Annotated in this window: 16 protein-coding genes and 1 tRNA gene; 15 read left to right on the top strand and 2 right to left on the bottom strand. The window is 70.7% G+C overall.

The genetic code is table 11. The features are described 5' to 3' along the window. The first annotated feature begins 49 nt into the window (after window positions 1-49). The 4 genes from tmk to ACFY10_RS30605 all read left to right on the top strand — a co-directional run bounded on the left by tmk (window position 50) and on the right by ACFY10_RS30605 (window position 6,561). Window positions 50-3,241, top strand: a complete 3,192-nt coding sequence (gene tmk, locus ACFY10_RS30590; protein WP_390668425.1) for a dTMP kinase — start codon at window positions 50-52, stop codon at window positions 3,239-3,241. 251 nt (window positions 3,242-3,492) lie between these two features. Next, a complete protein-coding gene (locus ACFY10_RS30595; protein WP_390668426.1) occupies window positions 3,493-4,698 on the top strand; it encodes a DNA polymerase III subunit delta' in 1,206 nt (401 codons plus the stop codon). A 98-nt stretch (window positions 4,699-4,796) separates the two neighbouring features. Further along, window positions 4,797-6,380, top strand: coding sequence for an alpha/beta hydrolase (locus tag ACFY10_RS30600; protein ID WP_390668427.1), 1,584 nt, complete (start codon window positions 4,797-4,799; stop codon window positions 6,378-6,380). 107 nt (window positions 6,381-6,487) lie between these two features. Beyond that, a tRNA-Thr gene (locus tag ACFY10_RS30605) sits at window positions 6,488-6,561 on the top strand. 154 nt (window positions 6,562-6,715) lie between these two features. Here the strand turns inward: ACFY10_RS30605 and ACFY10_RS30610 are convergent. Then, complete coding sequence (locus tag ACFY10_RS30610) at window positions 6,716-8,245, bottom strand: tyrosine-type recombinase/integrase (RefSeq protein ID WP_390668428.1); 1,530 nt, start codon at window positions 8,243-8,245, stop codon at window positions 6,716-6,718. Window positions 8,246-8,453: 208 nt separating this feature from the next. On the opposite strand from ACFY10_RS30610, the gene ACFY10_RS30615 reads away from it, so the two are divergent. Both ACFY10_RS30615 and ACFY10_RS30620 read left to right on the top strand, forming a co-directional pair. Continuing rightward, entirely contained in the window at window positions 8,454-8,678 is a 225-nt protein-coding gene (locus tag ACFY10_RS30615) for a DNA-binding protein (protein WP_390668429.1), read from the top strand. Between the two features lie 22 nt (window positions 8,679-8,700). Beyond that, on the top strand, window positions 8,701-9,654 hold the full coding sequence (locus ACFY10_RS30620) for a recombinase zinc beta ribbon domain-containing protein (protein WP_390668430.1): 954 nt from the start codon (window positions 8,701-8,703) through the stop codon (window positions 9,652-9,654). A gap of 18 nt (window positions 9,655-9,672) precedes the next feature. On the opposite strand, the gene ACFY10_RS30625 is transcribed toward ACFY10_RS30620, so the two are convergent. Next, window positions 9,673-10,704 carry a hypothetical protein gene (locus ACFY10_RS30625; protein ID WP_390668431.1) on the bottom strand — a complete coding sequence of 344 codons (1,032 nt, stop codon included), beginning with the start codon at window positions 10,702-10,704 and terminating at the stop codon, window positions 9,673-9,675. A 139-nt stretch (window positions 10,705-10,843) separates the two neighbouring features. Between ACFY10_RS30625 and ACFY10_RS30630 the strand changes: the two genes are divergently transcribed. From ACFY10_RS30630 to ACFY10_RS30670, 9 genes are all read left to right on the top strand, one after another. Next, complete coding sequence (locus ACFY10_RS30630) at window positions 10,844-11,089, top strand: hypothetical protein (RefSeq protein WP_390668432.1); 246 nt, start codon at window positions 10,844-10,846, stop codon at window positions 11,087-11,089. Between the two features lie 101 nt (window positions 11,090-11,190). After that, window positions 11,191-11,367 (top strand): hypothetical protein, encoded by a 177-nt coding sequence (locus tag ACFY10_RS30635; protein WP_390668433.1) that lies wholly within the window; start codon window positions 11,191-11,193, stop codon window positions 11,365-11,367. A gap of 172 nt (window positions 11,368-11,539) precedes the next feature. Continuing rightward, window positions 11,540-12,679: a ParB/RepB/Spo0J family partition protein gene (locus tag ACFY10_RS30640; protein ID WP_390668434.1), complete on the top strand. Its 1,140-nt coding sequence runs from the start codon at window positions 11,540-11,542 to the stop codon at window positions 12,677-12,679. 63 nt (window positions 12,680-12,742) lie between these two features. Continuing rightward, on the top strand, window positions 12,743-13,111 hold the full coding sequence (locus tag ACFY10_RS30645; protein ID WP_390668435.1) for a hypothetical protein: 369 nt from the start codon (window positions 12,743-12,745) through the stop codon (window positions 13,109-13,111). Between the two features lie 259 nt (window positions 13,112-13,370). Further along, window positions 13,371-13,706, top strand: coding sequence for a hypothetical protein (locus ACFY10_RS30650; RefSeq protein WP_390668436.1), 336 nt, complete (start codon window positions 13,371-13,373; stop codon window positions 13,704-13,706). 11 nt (window positions 13,707-13,717) lie between these two features. Continuing rightward, window positions 13,718-14,131, top strand: coding sequence for a hypothetical protein (locus ACFY10_RS30655; RefSeq protein WP_390668437.1), 414 nt, complete (start codon window positions 13,718-13,720; stop codon window positions 14,129-14,131). Further along, the gene (locus ACFY10_RS30660) at window positions 14,128-14,469 is read left to right on the top strand and encodes a hypothetical protein (RefSeq protein WP_390668438.1); all 342 of its coding nucleotides are present in this window, start codon (window positions 14,128-14,130) and stop codon (window positions 14,467-14,469) included. The genes ACFY10_RS30655 and ACFY10_RS30660 overlap by 4 nt, the downstream gene beginning before the upstream one ends. After that, window positions 14,466-14,876: a hypothetical protein gene (locus ACFY10_RS30665; protein ID WP_390668439.1), complete on the top strand. Its 411-nt coding sequence runs from the start codon at window positions 14,466-14,468 to the stop codon at window positions 14,874-14,876. The genes ACFY10_RS30660 and ACFY10_RS30665 overlap by 4 nt, the downstream gene beginning before the upstream one ends. A 208-nt stretch (window positions 14,877-15,084) precedes the next feature. Continuing rightward, entirely contained in the window at window positions 15,085-16,068 is a 984-nt protein-coding gene (locus ACFY10_RS30670) for a DUF2637 domain-containing protein (RefSeq protein ID WP_390668440.1), read from the top strand. The last annotated feature ends 27 nt before the right edge of the window (window positions 16,069-16,095 follow it).

Here is a 16,095-nt window from a genome sequence, read left to right on the forward strand (position 1 = left end):
GTTCGGACGCGCGCCGCGGGCTGTCAGTCGGTCCCGATAGGCTGAAAGCATGACGCGAGCCGAGCAGCCAACGGCCCACCAGCCGGCCCCCGACGACGCCCTTGTTGCGGACTCCCGCGAGCGCGCCGTCCGCGCCCTGCTGCGCCGACCGCAGCTGCGGCGGCTGTGGAGCGCACAGCTCGTGGGCGGAGTCGGGGACACCCTGGCCCTCCTGGTGCTGGTGCTCCTCGCACTCCAGGCGGCGATCAGCGAGGGCTCGTTCGGCGGTGGGTACCGGGGCGTGGCGTTCGCAGTGGCGACCGTTTTCGGAGTGCGCATCCTGGCGACGCTGCTCTTCGGGGCCGTCCTCCTCGGGCCGCTGACCTCGCTGACCTCGCAGGAGGGCCCGCTCGACCGCCGCTGGACCATGGTCGGCGCCGACGGTGTCCGGGTCGCCGCGCTCATCGTCGCGCCGCTGTGGATCGACTGGACGCCCGACAGCGCGCTGGCCGCCCTGCTGGTCACGGCCTTCGTCACCGGAGTCGCCGAGCGCTTCTGGACGGTGTGCCGCGAGAGCGCGGCGCCCGCCCTGCTGCCGGCCCCGCCCCCGGAGGGCGCGACGGTACGACCGCTGCCGGACCACATGGACGCTCTGCGCCGCCTGTCGCTGCGTACGAGTTTCGTGGCGATTCCCCTGGCGGCTGCCGCGCTCGTCGTCGCGGGGCTGCTCAACAACCTGCTCGGCGCCGGGCTCGACTGGTTCGACCAGCACCAGGCGGCCCTCGCCTCGTATGTGGCCGCCGGGCTGTTCGCCGCGTCCCTGTCCGTGGTGACCTTCCTGGAGCTGCCCGACACGCGCACCCCGCGCGCGCGGTCGCCGCTCGAGGGGCTGCGCCGCCCCAAGACGGGCACGGGCGTGGACAAGGGCCGCACGGGCGCCATCCCGCTGCTGGTGCTCTCGGCCGCCGCCGTCGCGGGTGCGATCTCCGCGGCCGTCGCCGTCTGCGTGCTGCACGCCAAGGACCTGGGCGGCGGCCCGGTGACGTACGGGCTGCTGGTGCTCGCGCTGACGGGCGGTGTCGTCGTCGGCATCCGTACGGCGCCTTCTGTGCTGCCGACCCTGTCGCGGCGCCGGCTGCTCGCGCTGGCGATCGCCTTCACCGGCGTCGCGCTGCTGGCCGCCGGGCTCGTCCCGGACGTCACCACGGTCATGCTGATCGTCGCGCTGGCCGGTATCGGCGCGGGTGTGGCCGCCAACACCGGACACACCCTGCTCGACCAGGAGGCCGAGGACTACCGGCGGACGCGCACGACGGAGCACCTGCACGCGGTCGTACGCGTGTGTGTGGCGCTCGGCGCCGTGATCGCGCCCGTGGTGGCGGCGGGGATCGGGCCGCATCGGCTTGAGAACGGCAAGTTCGTGTTCGCGCACGGCGGCGCCGCGTTCACGCTGATGCTGGTCGGCGCGCTGCTGCTGCCGGTGGCCGCGCTGGTCCTGGCCAAGGTCGACGACCGCTCGGGTGTGCCGCTGCGGCACGACCTGCGGGACGCGCTGCTGGGCGGCGACGACCCGGTGCAGACGCCCACGGCCTCCGGTTTCTTCATCGCCCTGGAGGGCGGCGACGGGGCCGGCAAGTCCACGCAGGCCGAGGCGCTCGCCGAGTGGATCCGCGGCAAGGGCCACGAGGTCGTGCTGACGCGCGAGCCGGGGGCCACGCCGGTGGGCAAGCGGCTGCGGTCGATCCTGCTGGACGTGTCGAGCGCGGGGCTGTCCCACCGGGCGGAGGCGCTGCTGTACGCGGCGGACCGCGCGGAACACGTGGACACCGTGGTCAGGCCCGCTCTGGAGCGGGGCGCGGTGGTCGTCTCCGACCGCTACATCGACTCCTCGGTGGCCTACCAGGGGGCGGGCCGCGACCTGTCCCCGACCGAGATCGCCCGCATCAACCGCTGGGCGACCAACGGACTCGTACCGCATCTGACCGTGCTCCTCGACGTCTCGCCGGACATCGCCCGCGAGCGGTTCACCGAGGCGCCGGACCGGCTGGAGTCGGAGCCGGCCGAGTTCCACGCGCGCGTGCGGTCCGGTTTCCTCACGCTGGCCGCGGCCGACCCCGGGCGGTACCTCGTGGTGGACGCTGGCCAGGAGCCCGAGGCCGTCACCACCGTCGTACGGCACCGGCTCGACCAGATGCTGCCGCTGTCCGAGGCCGAGGTGAAGGCCCAGGAAGAGGCGCGGAAGAAGGCCGAGGAGGAGGCCCGCCGCAAGGCCGAGGAGGAGGCCGCGCGCAAGGCCGAGGAGGAGCGGCTGGAGCGCGAGCGCCAGGAACAGCTCGAGCGGCTGCGCGCCGAGGAGGAGGAGCGCAAGCGGCGCGAGCTGGAGGAGGCGCAGCGCCGCGAGGCCGAACGGCAGGCGGAGGAGGCCCGGCAGCGCGCCGAGGAGGCCCGCCGCCGCGCCGAGGAGGAGCAGGCACGGCTCCTCGCGGAGGAGAAGGCGCGCGCCGAGGAGGAGGCCCGCCGCAAGGCCGAGGAGGACCGGCGGCGCAAGCAGGCCGAGGAGGAGGCCCGGCTGCACGCCGAGGCCGAGGCGCGGCGCCTGGAGAAGCAGCGCAAGGCCGAGGAGGCGCTGCTGCGGGCCGAGGAGGCCAGGCGGCTCGCCGAGCAGGCCGCGGCCGCCGCGGAGGCGGGCCCCAGGCGGCCGGCGGCACCCGCGGTGACGCCGACGAACGCGTCGGGCGGGCCGGTGGAGGACACGGCCGTGCTGCGGCCGGTGCGCGAGCAGAAGCAGGACGCCGCGCAGACCGGTGACCGTCCGGCCCGTGAGTCCGAGTCCGAGGTGACGGCGAAGCTGCCGCAGCCGCCGGCTCCCGCTGGGGCGGCGGAGGAGACGGCTGTGCTGCCGCCGGTCGTGCCGGGAGCGGCCGACGAGACGGCTGTGCTGCCTCCGGTGCCCTCCGGCGCCGAGGACGAGACCGCGCTGCTGCCTCCCGTGCGGGGCGAGGATCCTGCGCATCGGGTGCCGCCGGGGCTCTTCCGGGACGAGCGCGCGGGCGCGCGGCCGGAGGGCGCCGAGGACCGTACGCGGGAGATGCCTCAGGTCGACGCCGAGGGCGAGCCGCGGCGGCGGGCGCGCTCGGACTGGGCCGAGGAGACGCCGTTGGACGACCTGCCGACGCTGGCGGACGAACTGCTCGGTCCGCGTGACGACGGGTACGACGACGGCGCGGACCGGGGGCGGCGCGGTCGGGGGCGGCGGGGCTGAGGCCGGTCGGCCCGTTGCCCGCTGCGGTCGCCGGGGCCTGGGTCGGGCTCGTCCGGCGTCGGCGCCCGGGCGCGGCAGCCGGCGGCATGAGGCCGGCAGGCTCGTTGCTCTGCGCTTTCGCGCCGGGGCGTGGATCTGGCCGGCCCGGCCTTCCCGGCCGGGCGGCACCGGTTGCTCGTCCGCCGTTGTCAGTGCCGCCCCGCACAATGGATCCCGCAACGTGAAACGTGACGAAAGGGCGGGGTGAGCGCATGACTGTCTGGGACGACCTCGTCGGCCAGGAGAAGGTGGCCGAGCAGCTCGGCGCCGCTGCCCGGGACGCCGATGCGCTGGTCACCGCGGCCGCCACCGATGCACCGCCGCCCGAGGCGTCGAAGATGACGCACGCCTGGCTGTTCACGGGGCCGCCGGGGGCGGGGCGCACCCAGGCGGCGCGGGCGTTCGCCGCAGCGCTGCAGTGCATCAGTCCCGACCGTGCGCTCGGCGGAGTCCCGGGCTGCGGGTTCTGCGACGGATGCCACACCGCCCTCGTCGGCACGCACGCGGACGTCACGACCGTCGCCGCCGTCGGCACGCAGATCCTCGCCGACGACATGCGCGACACCGTCCGCAAGTCCTTCACGTCGCCGGCCAACGGCCGCTGGCAGGTCATCCTCGTCGAGGACGCCGAGCGGCTGAACGAGAAGTCGGCCAACGCTGTGCTGAAGGCGGTGGAGGAGCCCGCCCCGCGTACGGTCTGGATGCTCTGCGCGCCCTCCATCGAGGACGTCCTGCCCACGATCCGTTCCCGTTGCCGGCATCTGAACCTGCTCACACCTTCGGTGGACGCCGTCGCCGACATGCTCGTACGGCGCGAAGGCATCGAACCGCCCGTGGCCGCCGCGGCGGCGCGCGCCACGCAGGGGCATGTCGACCGGGCCCGCCGCCTGGCCACCGACCCGGCCGCCCGCGAGCGCCGCTCCGCCGTGCTGAAGCTCCCGCTCCGCGTCGAGGACGTCGGCGGCTGCCTCAAGGCCGCCCAGGAGCTCGTCGACGCGGCCGCCGAGGACGCCAAACAGCTCGCCGAGGAGCGGGACGGCAAGGAGACCGAGGAGCTGAAGGCGGCCATGGGTGCGTCCCAGGGCGGCCGGATGCCGCGCGGCACGGCGGGCGTGATGAAGGACCTGGAGGACAAGCAGAAGCGGCGCAGAACGCGTACGCAGCGCGACAGCCTCGACCTCGCCCTGACCGACCTCACCGGCTTCTATCGCGACGTCCTGGCCCTCCAGCTCGGCACCCGTGTGGCCATCGCCAACGCGGACGCCGAGGACACCCTGGAGCGCCTTGCCCGCGGCAGCTCGCCCGAGTCCACCCTCCGCCGTATCGAGGCGATCGCCGCCTGCCGCGAGGCCCTTGACCGCAATGTGGCCCCGCTGCTGGCGGTGGAGGCGATGACGATGGCGCTCAGAGCGGGCTGACCGGCCCGGTGATCAACGGGAAGTTGACGGCGTAATTCATACGGGCCACGGTGTGCACGGACAGCACCTGGACCACTGCGCAGAGTTACGCTCGCGTGATGTACATCAGGCGCAGCTCCCGTCCCTGTCGTCCCAGAACCGCAGCCACCCTCCTCGCCGCGGCCGCGCTGCTCGTCTCCGCCTGCTCCTCCGGAGGCACCGCGAGCACCGGCGGCAATGCGGCGGAGGCGGTGCTGGCCGCGCTGCCGCAGTCGACACCGTCCGCTCTCTCGCCGTACTACGGGCAGAAGCTGAGCTGGCGCACCTGCGGTGTCCCGGGCTTCGAGTGCGCCACGATGAAGGCACCGCTCGACTACGCCAGGCCGGACGCCGGGGACGTACGGCTCGCCGTGGCCCGCAAGAAAGCCACGGGCAAGGGCAAGCCGCTCGGTTCACTGCTGGTGAACCCGGGCGGGCCGGGCGGCTCGGCGATCGGGTACCTGCAGCAGTACGCCGGTATCGGCTACCCGGCGAAGGTCCGCGCCCGCTACGACATGGTCGCGGTCGATCCGCGCGGCGTCGCCCGCAGCGAGCCCGTCGAATGCCTCGACGGGCGGCAGATGGACACGTACACACAGACGGACACCACGCCCGACAACCAGAAGGAGACGAACGAACTCGTCGACGCGTACCGGAACTTCGCGGAGGGCTGCGGGAAGCACTCGGCGGAGCTGCTGCGGCACGTCTCCACCGTCGAGGCGGCCCGCGACATGGACATCCTGCGGGCGGCGCTGGGGGACTCGAAGCTGACGTATGTGGGGGCGTCGTACGGGACGTTCCTCGGGGCCACGTACGCCGGACTCTTCCCGGACCGGGTGGGCCGGCTCGTGCTGGACGGCGCGATGGACCCCTCGCTGAGCAGCCGCCAGTTGAACCGGGACCAGACTGCGGGATTCGAGACGGCGTTCCAGTCCTTCGCGAAGGACTGCGTGCGGCATTCCGACTGCCCGCTCGGCCGCAAGGGCACCACGCCCGCCCAGGTCGGCGACAACCTCAGCGCCTTCTTCAAGAAGCTGGACGCGCACCCCATCCCCACCGGCGACGCCGACGGCCGCAAGCTCGGCGAGGCTCTCGCCACCACCGGCGTGATCGCGGCGATGTACGACCAGGGAGCATGGGCGCAGCTGCGCCAGGCGCTGACCTCGGCGATGAAGGAGAAGGACGGCGCGGGCCTGCTCGTCCTCTCCGACAGCTACTACGAGCGCGACGCGGGCGGCCGCTACACGAACCTGATGTCCGCCAACGCCGCCGTGAACTGCCTGGACCTCCCGGGTGCCTTCGCCGGCCCCGAACAGGTGGAGAAGGCGCTCCCGTCCTTCGAGAAGGCATCCCCGGTCTTCGGCAGGGGCCTCGCCTGGGCCTCCCTGAACTGCGCGTACTGGCCGGTGCAGCCCACCGGCGCACCGCACCGCATCAAGGCGAAGGGCGCGGCCCCGATCGTCGTGGTCGGCACCACCCGCGACCCGGCGACCCCGTACCGCTGGGCCCAGTCCCTGTCCCGCCAGCTCACCTCGGCCCGCCTCCTCACCTACGAGGGCGACGGCCACACCGCCTTCGGCCGCGGCAGCACCTGCATCGACTCCACGATCGACGCATACCTGCTCCGCGGAACCCCTCCGACAACGGGAAAGCGCTGCTCGTAGCCCTGTCACCAGCCCCGCGGATCCACCACCCGGGGCTGGTTCGGAGCACCCCTCGAAACTGTGTAGACTTACCGACGTTGCTGATCGCACCATAGTGCGGACGGCGCGCCGCCTTAGCTCAGATGGCCAGAGCAACGCACTCGTAATGCGTAGGTCTCGGGTTCGAATCCCGAAGGCGGCTCCGCAGAAAAGGGCCAGGTCATAGCTTCTGACCTGGCCCTTTATGCTTTCCTTGATCACTAGATGGTTTAAACCAGTGCCTTTATCGATCTTGAAAGTGCCTCGATGGGGCCACGCTGGGGCCCGTGCGCGGACGAGACTGGTCCCAGGTCCCGTCAGGCCGCCTTCTTGGCCTGTGGCTTGGTCTTCTTCTTCGCCTTCTTTCCGGCCTTCTTCCCGGTCTTCTTCTCCGCCTTCTCCGCCTTCCGGAACGCGGTGATGAGGTCCAGGGAGGCCGAGGCGGTCGCGGCGTGCATCTCGGGCAGGACCGTCTGGTAGGTGTCGGTCGTCATCCGCATGGACGCGTGCCCGAGCATCGCCTGCACGGCCTTCGGGGCGACGCCGGCGGCCAGCGCCAGGCTCGCCGCCTCGTGGCGGCCGTCGTGGAGGCGGATCGGCGGCAGCCCGGACAGCTCCACCAGCCGGTCCCAGCGGTCGGTGAAGAACTGCGGGTGGTATGCCGAGCCGTCCTCCTTGGTGAAGATCCGGTTGCCGGAGTTCGCAGGCACGCCGGCCTCCGCCCATTCCTGGCGCTCGGCGGCCTGCTTCTTGTGCCACGCCTTCAGCAGCATCACCGAGTCCCGGTTGAGCTTGATGTCCCGGACGCTGTCGGCCTTCGGGTCGTCCTCGTGGACCTCATACGAGATCGACACCAGCTGCTCGGTGATGTGGATGACCTCCTCGGCCAGGTCCACCTCGTCCCAGGCGAGCGCGGCCAGCTCGCCGCGGCGCAGGCCATGGAACAGGACCAGGTGCCAGGCGGGGAAGTGGCGGTCGGCGACGATGAAGTCCAGGAACTCGGCCGTCTGCTGCAGGGTCCACACCATCACTGGAGACGGCTTCTCCCCGGTGCGCTTCCAGCGGGCGACGCGCGGAGCGGTCCAAGCGAGCGCGCGCGGCTTGGTCACCTTTGGGAGTGTCACGAGCGCCGCGTAGTTCTTGGCGATCAGCTCCTCCTTCAGTGCGTCGCCAAGCGCCGAGGACAGGGTGGCCTTGATGCTGACCATGGTCGCGGGGCCGGTGATGCGCTTCAGCTTCTTCCGCTGGGCCAGGTACTCGTCGCGGGCCGCTGTCCACACCCCTCGACAGCGTGCCCGCTCGGCCTTCTCTTCCGGCGTGCCGGTCGGCGCCACGCGCCACGCGGCGGACGCCGCGTCGGCGGCCTCCTTGAGTTCGGCGACCTTGGTCCGGTGCTCCCCGCGGCGCTCGTTGTCGGTGATGATCCAGTCGAACAGGCCCTGGCAGTGGCGGGCACGCAGGTCCCGCATCTTGAGCGCGCCCAGGTGCGGTACCAGGTACAGGTCGATGTCGCGTTCGTACTCGTGGGCGGTGGTCCGCTTCAGCTCGGTCCTTTTCTTCTTCAGCCAGCGGGCCAGGAACTCGGCGACGGTCTCGTCCGACAGGACGTTCACCCCGGCCTTGGAGGCCCGCCAGACTTCCTCGGCCTTGGCGGCGGCCTCGGTCTGCGTAGCGAAGCCGCCCTCGCGGGCCCGCTTGCGTTTACCAGTACCGTCGCGCTCCAGTTCGATTTGGTAGTACCACGAGCCGTGGGTGCGTTCCTTGAGTCGGGGGCAGGCGCGCTCCAGGTAGCCGATCTTCTGGTTGCCATCGTCGTCGAGGACGGGTTTACCGTCCTCGTCCGTCAACGGCCCCTTGCAGGCGCACCGTTTGAACGTCTTTTCCTCGAACACTTAGCCACCCCCACGCTCGCTTATCACTTGATGCGCTCATTGTTACCGATGTTGCTCGGGACAGCCCTCCTTTGCCCGTGTATGGTGTGCGCAGGTTGGCGCGGGGGAGAACGCGACAACGAACATGGCGACGACGAGCACTCCGCCGGCCGACCACCGCGGGATGAGCCTGGAAGAGGTACTGACCCTGCCTGCAACGGTCAACGTCGTGACTGCAGCCCGCGCGTTGGGTATTGGTCACAACAAGGCGTATGACCTGATCAAGGCGGGACAGTTCCCTGTGCGGACGCTGACTATGGGCAGCACGATTCGCATACCGACGGCCGCCCTGTGGGAGGCGTTGGGGATTGGCCCGCTGCGGCACGATGGACCGCGGGCCGCTGAGTGATGGGGAACGTGGCATGCCGCGCTTGTACGGCTTCGACAACCAGGCGCTGACGCGCGTCCGCGTTGAGGAGCGGCAAGTCGTACGTGAGGCGGTTGGTCGCATCCGGGCCGGACAGACGCAGGCCGAGGCTGCGGCCTGGATGACGGCAGAGGGCCACCGGGGGACGATGGGCGGCGAGTGGACCACCATGACGCTCGGCCGTCTGCTGGACAATCCGGCGATCGCCGGCCTGGAGCGGGACCCTGAGACCGGCGAGCTGCGCGAGACCGGCCGAGAGAGGCTGATCGAACCTGAGGAGTTCGTGTGGCTCCAGGAGAACCGACCCAGCCGGCTCGGTAGCCGCCGAAGTGGCCAGCCCCGCGAGGACGACTACGAGTACCTGCTTACGGGCGGCCTCGGTGAATGCGGCCAGTGCGCGCAGCAGTTGACCGGTGGTCGCACGAGCGCGGGCACGCCGTCCTACCGTTGCCCGACCAACTTCGAGGGGCGTGGTGGATGCGGCAAGGTCCGCGTCACCGCGTCGCTGCTTGAGGATTACGTCGCCGAGCACGTTCTAGGTGAGCTGGCGCGCCCGGGTGCACAGGCCTCGCTGGAGGCGGCCCGCGCGCGCATGGCGGCCGAGGCCGACCAGGTGCGCGATCGGATCAAGGAACTGGAGAAGTCGCGAGCCGAGCTTGCCGAGCCGTATGAGAAGGGGCAGCTCTCGCGGACCGCCTTCGTCGCCGCCGACCGGCGTATCGGGGACAGCCTGAAGAGCAGCCGGGCGCGGCTGCGGTACTTGGAGCAGGCGGTGTATGTGCCGCTCGGCGGCGTCGAGGACTTGGCGCGCTGGTGGGAGCACGCCCCGTACCGATCCAAGAGGTCCCTGGTCGTGCTGATGCTGCAGAAGGTGCAGGTCCACCCCGCGCGTGCGCGCGGGGTGCGTGATGTGGACGATCGAGTCACGCTGTCTTGGCACACCGAACTTGCCGCATAGACGGGTGCGCTGGCCGTGTCAGTCCTGCAACTCGTGGTCGGGCGATGTCGCCCACCAGTAGATGACCTCGTTCAGGGTCTGCACGCCGAGCTTCCTGCGAAGCTGGCCCAGCTGCTCGTTGATCCAGGCCGGGCCGATCCCGAGGTTCTTTGCGGCCTGTGCCTGTGTGCGCCCCAGGCACAGCTCGCGCAGGATTGCCCGCTGGGTGGGTGTCGTCATGAGGCCCACCTCCTCGCCGCGGCTTCCGCCGTACCACGGTTCGGCGCGCTCCCAGAACAGCTCGAAGGAGTAGGCGATCCGCGCAACGACCAGTGGGTCGCTGATCTTGACGGCTTCGTCTGTGGGAGGTTCGTCCTCACTGGTGTGCACAGGAACGAAGGCCACGCGGCGGTCGAAGATGATGCTGCGGGGGAAACGGCCGTTGAATGTGCGGATCTCGCCTCCGGCAGCAGCTATGGCCTTGGCCCAGTCGCCGACCGTGGGCACGCGGCGTACTGAGCTGTGGTACAGCGTCCGCATGGACAGGCCCTGTTCAAGAGCACCGCGGTCGCGGTCGTAGGAGTACTCCAAATCCTCACGGGTGCGTTGGCCAGGTTGCGCGGTGAGGATCTCGGCGCGGATAGCCTTGTGCTCCTGGTCGATGTGCTCGTTGATCACATGACGGCCCTTGAGGTGCTGGATTGAGTCGTGCGGTGGTCTGGCCGCCTCGAATTGGTCCTGGAGAGCGGCAAGCAAATCCGGCAGAGCGCCCGTGTATGTCGAAAGAGCGGCTATTTGGGCATGGATCTGTCGCGTCACCTGCAATGCTGCATACCTCGGATCGATGGCGTTGTAGGTGTCCCGGCCTGCAAGGCGATTTGCTACCACTAGGCCGCCGGCCAGCAGTTCAGCCAACCCGGGTGTCCCAAGCGGCACTGACTCGCCATGCAGTATGCGCTGATAGACGGCCGCCATGTCATCGGACAGATCCGGCAGGTCGGGAACTTGTGGCACCTTTCCAACCCCCGACTTGTAGGTCTGGTGAAAGTACGGTGAGGACTCGCCTTGCATTTCCATTACACCCGTTACATGGTGTCATATGACGGGCGCGTGGCGCGAACATGGCAACTTGGCTGGCCAGTTGTGGCCGGAAGTCGCCGTCTTCCAGTGCTGCCCGGTTAGCTAAGGCCATGAAACCTCAGGGGAACAAGTGGTTATCAATCGTGCGCTCCGCGCTACTTCGATCGTCGCCCTTTTCGTGCTGACTGCCCTCGTTGGCGTGGGGCTGGGGCATGCCGAACCGGGCCGGATCCAAGCTCAGGACACCACCTGGGCGGTTCAGGCCGGTGATGGCGGCAGCGATGGCGCCCAGGACACTACTTGGGCCGTTCCGGCCAGCGGCAGCGGTATCGCCGCCGACGCTGTCGAGGTCCAGCCAGCCGATACCACCTGGTAGTCCGTCAGGTGTGCGCCCGGTGGGGGCTGGGCGCCTTGGGGGATGCGGGGTGGGTGGCGGAGATCGAAGGCGGGGGACCGCTATAGGGGAGGGATAGTGCAGTGGCGATCGATCCGGCTCGCATTCGGAGACGCGCGATGGAGGCCGAGCAGTCCGGCCGCCGCTCTCTGAGTGTCGGTGAGGCCGCGGCGGCACTGCGCGCGCTGGCCGTGGTCGTCGACGGGGAACCGCATGACGAGCCGCGCAGCGACGCGGTGGCGCTGGAGCAGGCTAGCTGAACGACCCTCACATTCGACGAGGCGGGCACCCCTCGGTGCCCGCCTCGTCGCATGCTCTGACCTGCGGAAATTCCCCGAAAAAATGTCGCCCAAGATCGCTAATGCAGCTAGAATAAGAGGACTGGGAGGGGGGAAGCGCCCCCCTCCCCACCAGGCCTCTTGGAGTGAAGCCGTGACGATCCAGTCCCTGCCCATCAGTGAGATCCACTGCAACGAGCGTCAGCCGCGCGAATACTTCGAGCCCAACGCCTTGCAGGAACTCGCTGAGTCCATCAAGCGGTTCGGCCTCATGCAGCCGATCGAGGTTCGCCGCGACGCCGAGGCCAGCGGCTACGAGATCGTCGCGGGCGAGCGCCGCTGGCGCGCCCACCAGATCGCCGAGCTGACCCACATCAACTGCATCGTCACCGACGACGACCTGAGCGTCCTGGAGCGTTTCAAGCGGTCGGTCGCCGAGAACATCAACCGCGCCGACATGACGCCGATGGAGGAAGCCAAGGCGTTCCGCCGGATCCTCGATGAGCAGGAAGACGCCGAGCAGGAAGACGCCAAGCAGAAGGGCGCCACGGGGAAGGACGCCGACGACGAGGCCGCCAAGGTGAAGGCCCTCGCCAAGGAGTTCGGCAAATCCACGCAGTACGTGATGCTGCGCCTCGCGCTGCTTGACCTGACCGAGGAAGTCCAACAGCACGTCAACTCGGGCGCGATCGGCACCCAGGCCGCCGTCCAGATCGCGGCGCTGACGCCCGGCAACCAGGCCGCGGTGATGAAGAAGTGGGCCAAGGGCGCCTTCGCCGGCGACAACGAACTGGTCCACTTCGCGTACGCGCTCAAGCAGCAGCAGGGCCAGACGGTCGCCATGCTCGTGGAGGACATGAGCCCCGAGGAGCGCGAGGAGCGGCAGCGCGAGCGCGCCGCGACACGCAAGACCATCGACCGAATCGAGCAGATCCAGGGCCTGCTGGAGGAGCTGGCCAAGGCCGACCCGATGAAGCTCGCCCTGGCCCTGGAGGGCGAGGTCGGTAAGCGGATGGAGCAGCTGGACCGCGTGGCCGACGCGGTCCAGAAGGCACGCTGGAACCTTCGGCAGGCCAAGGCGCACGCCGAGGCCCGCGAGATCGCCCTGAACCCCGACGCGGAACACAAGAGCCTCGCCGCCCAGGCCGAGCCCGCCGCGCCCGAGCCGCAGGCCTCGGCCAAGAGGACGCAGGCCAAGCCCACCGCCCCCAAGCAGCAGGCCCCGGCGCGGCGCAAGGTCCCCGCCAAGCCGACGGCGCCGACCAAGAAGGCCGCCGCCCCGGCCGCGGTCTGATTCGATTCGGCCCGCCCCCCGCCCCGAGGGCGGGCCGTACCCCATCCAACGAAGGGAACCCCTGTGAGTGACAGCAATGGCCGCCTCGACTGGCGGCGCATGAAGGCCGCCGACTTCGGTGCTCGCACCAAGGCCAACCAGGACGCGCTGTTCCTCGTCGACGAGCCCGACGCCTGCGGCACCGACGCCCTGGACGGCTACGGCTTCGGCGCCGTCCTGTGGGCCGACCAGGCCGATTCGCACCCGGCCAGCGCCGACGCCCTCGCCGAGTACCCGCGTCGCGCAGTCGAGCCCAACGGCACTGTCCATGCGGCCCGGTATGCCGAGGACCGCAATCACTTCTCCACGGCCTGTGCCGTCTACCCGGCCCCGACCGTCGACAGGCTGGAGCACGGCAGCGACCGCAAGGTCACCTGCCCCGACTGCCAATAGATGTGCCACAACACTCGAACGTGGTACGTTCTGCTCGCTGATCGGGAACGGCTGCAGCCGCGGAACCGGCCCCTCAGCAGTGCCGTGGCATGCGGCATCCCCCAACGGTGTCTGGCGGGTGGCAACCCCCCCGCGCCCTACCCGCCAGACGCCGGCACCGCCCATGCGGCGCCACACGGGGACGCCGCTCCACGCACCCGCGAATGGACCCGCCCAAGCCGACAGGCCGGGCGGGTTCCGCGTACTCAGGAGAAGACACGTGACCGCTACCTACCGCTCCGATCACGCCGCCGACCCCGTGCTGTTCGAACGGCTCATGAGGGAACGCTACGGGCCGTTGGACAAGGTCATGGCCGAACGCGACCGACCTCGTCCAACCACCCCTTTTCGGAGATCCGTGATGGCCCCCGCCCACCAGTCCACCCCCGACCCTGACGCGGCCGAGCACTACGCCCAGCTCAAAGAGGCTGCTGTCGCGGTCAACGGCCAGTCGCGCACTGGGCAGCACACCCCGCCGTACCCCGGTGCCGTCTGGTGCAACTCGTGCGACGGCTGGTGCACTCCGCAGGGCATCTGCGGCTGCAACAACCGGTAGGCGAGGCCCCCTTGCGCTACTTCCACGGAGGCGTCCCCGGGCTCAAGCCCGGGGACCTCATCACTCCGCACCCCCCGCACGTGGTCAAGGGCTGCAAGGTCTGCGAGGCCCGCGCCAAGGGCCTGACCGCCACTACGGGCGACGGCCAGGCCATCGACCCGCCCACCGGCCGTCCCGACCGTGTCTACATCACCAGCGACCGCGAATACGCGCGCTACTACGCCTCCCGCTACTGGTACGGCGACCTCTACACCGTTGAACCGGTCGGCGAGATGGAGCCCTCCACCGAGGACCCCTGGCCCACCTGGTGCGTGCCCGCCGCCCTCGTCGTGTCCGTCTACACCCGGACTGTGCAACTCACCCCCCACCAGCGCCGCACCCTGCTGCGGCGCTGGACCGCAGCCGACAGGGCGCGAGGCCGATGACTCGGGCCCGCCCCGAGAGGGACCGGCCGACCGTCGACCAGATATGGCACCTGATCGGCCACACCGAACGCCGCGCCCTCTCACAGGCCGAGGCCGCGCGGCTCCGCGCCGGCGTCGAGCACCTGATTGCCAGCCAGGCGGGCCTGGCCGCCAAGGTCGGCGGCCTCACCCGCCGACTCGCCGCCGGAGCCCGGCCTGTCCTCGACGTCGACTGCCCCACCTGCCGGGCCCCCGCCCGCCGTCGGTGCGTCAACCGCTTCGGCCAGCCCACCTCCGCCCCGCACAGTCAGCGCCTCACGGCGGCAGCCCTCCCCGCCGACGACAGGAGCACCACATGAGCGTCTTCCCCGACACGGACACCTGGGGCGCGCCCATCCAGCCGCACGAGGTTCTGGATGCAGCTGAGTCGATGGGGCGCCGCTTGGTCGAGGAGCACGAAGCGGCTATGAACGCCGCCTTGCGGGAGCGCAACCACCTCGCCGCGTGGCTCGCCGCCCTCCACCCCAGCGTGCTGGCTCCTGCGCCCGACGCCGGCGACGGCTGGTACAGGTTGTTCCTGCGCGCCGGGGGCTGGCAGTTCACCTGGCCGATCCAGCCCGGCGACCTGCTGCTGTTCGACCACGTCCAGCGCGTCCCCGCCGGCGACGCCCGCGCTCGCTGGGACGGGCACACCACGGCCCAGAAGTACCTGCGCATCCGCACCCATACAGCGGTGCTGGGCCTGGACGGCGACAGCAGCGCCTGACATGCGGACAGCAGCACCGCGACCAGCACCAGCACCAGCACCAGCCCCGCCACCGCCGTCGGCACCAACAGCGGCCGGTGGCACTGCTGTTGCTCGTGCAGCACCTCAACAGCACCGCTACGGTGGGCAGCACAACCCAACAACGAGACGGCCCCCGACGGTGAGGACACACCAACGGGGGCCTAAGCAGCAGGAGAGCGAGCCTCCCGTGCCTGATCCGTACCGTACCGTGCCGGCGCCACCCGGCCGCACCAGGACGACCAGAGTGCTGGTCACCGCCGTCTTCCTTGCCACAGTCGCCGCGTTCGAGTCCGTGGGCTTCCGCCTGTCGTACGAGGCCCTGCACCGCATCGCCGTCGACAACGCCGTCCCCGAGCACTCCGCGTGGATGTTCCCCGTCCTCGTCGACGGCGGGATCGTCCTGGGCTCCATCGGCGTCGTCCGCGCCCTGGCAGCCCGCCGATCCACCAGGCCGTACTGGACGGTCACGGTCGGCTTCACCCTCGTCAGCTGGGCCTTCAACGTCTCCAACGCCCCCCGCACCGCAGGAGGATGGGCGGTCGCCACCGTCGCGCCGCTCGCGCAGATGGTCGCCCTGGAGATGGGCATGCAGGAGCTGCGCGCACTACTGCTCCCACAGCCCGAGCCTGTACCGCAGCACACGCCAGCACCAGCACCGGCGGCCGAGTCCGCGCCTGCGGCAGCACCCGGGGCAGCGGCAGCACCGGCCGAAGCGGCGGCAGCGCCAGCGGCAGCACCCGAGACAGCACCAGCATCGGCCGAAGCACTGACGGCAGCGGCAGACAGCACCGGCAAGCAGCCCGAACAGCAGGCCGACGACAGCGAGCAGCAGCAGCCCGACCCTCAACAGCAGCCCGAGCAGCAGGACGAGGCGGCCGATGGAGACGGGCCGCAGCGCCAGCAGCGGCAGCGGCCCCCGCTGCAGCCGGACACCAGCAGACCCTGGCCGGTGCTGTACGAGGCGTGCAGCACCGAGGAGGAGCGGATCGCCCTCACCCGCGACGCGCTGGGCGACCGGCCCAAGCTGACAGCACCTCAGTGGGCCGTCGACATAGGCAAGGGTGAGACGCGAGCACGAGACCTGCTGCGCGCGGCTCGCAAGCTGGCCGCCGACGCCGACGCCGACGCCGACGCCGAACCGCAGGAGCAGCTGGAGCTGCTGAGCGCCTGATCCTCTAAGGTGGGCGGGCGTAGGGCG

This window comes from Streptomyces sp. NPDC001401, from assembly GCF_042895385.1.
Taxonomy (GTDB): Bacteria; Actinomycetota; Actinomycetes; order Streptomycetales; family Streptomycetaceae; genus Streptomyces.

Bases quoted from the DNA above. Each gene is read 5' to 3' on its own strand.
- tmk (WP_390668425.1), top strand. From the start codon at position 50: ATGACGCGAGCCGAGCAGCCAACGGCCCACCAGCCGGCCCCCGACGAC.
- ACFY10_RS30595 (WP_390668426.1), top strand. From the start codon at position 3,493: ATGACTGTCTGGGACGACCTCGTCGGCCAGGAGAAGGTGGCCGAGCAG.
- ACFY10_RS30600 (WP_390668427.1), top strand. From the start codon at position 4,797: ATGTACATCAGGCGCAGCTCCCGTCCCTGTCGTCCCAGAACCGCAGCC.
- ACFY10_RS30615 (WP_390668429.1), top strand. From the start codon at position 8,454: ATGAGCCTGGAAGAGGTACTGACCCTGCCTGCAACGGTCAACGTCGTG.
- ACFY10_RS30625 (WP_390668431.1), bottom strand. From the start codon at position 10,704: ATGCAAGGCGAGTCCTCACCGTACTTTCACCAGACCTACAAGTCGGGG.
- ACFY10_RS30660 (WP_390668438.1), top strand. From the start codon at position 14,128: ATGACTCGGGCCCGCCCCGAGAGGGACCGGCCGACCGTCGACCAGATA.
- ACFY10_RS30665 (WP_390668439.1), top strand. From the start codon at position 14,466: ATGAGCGTCTTCCCCGACACGGACACCTGGGGCGCGCCCATCCAGCCG.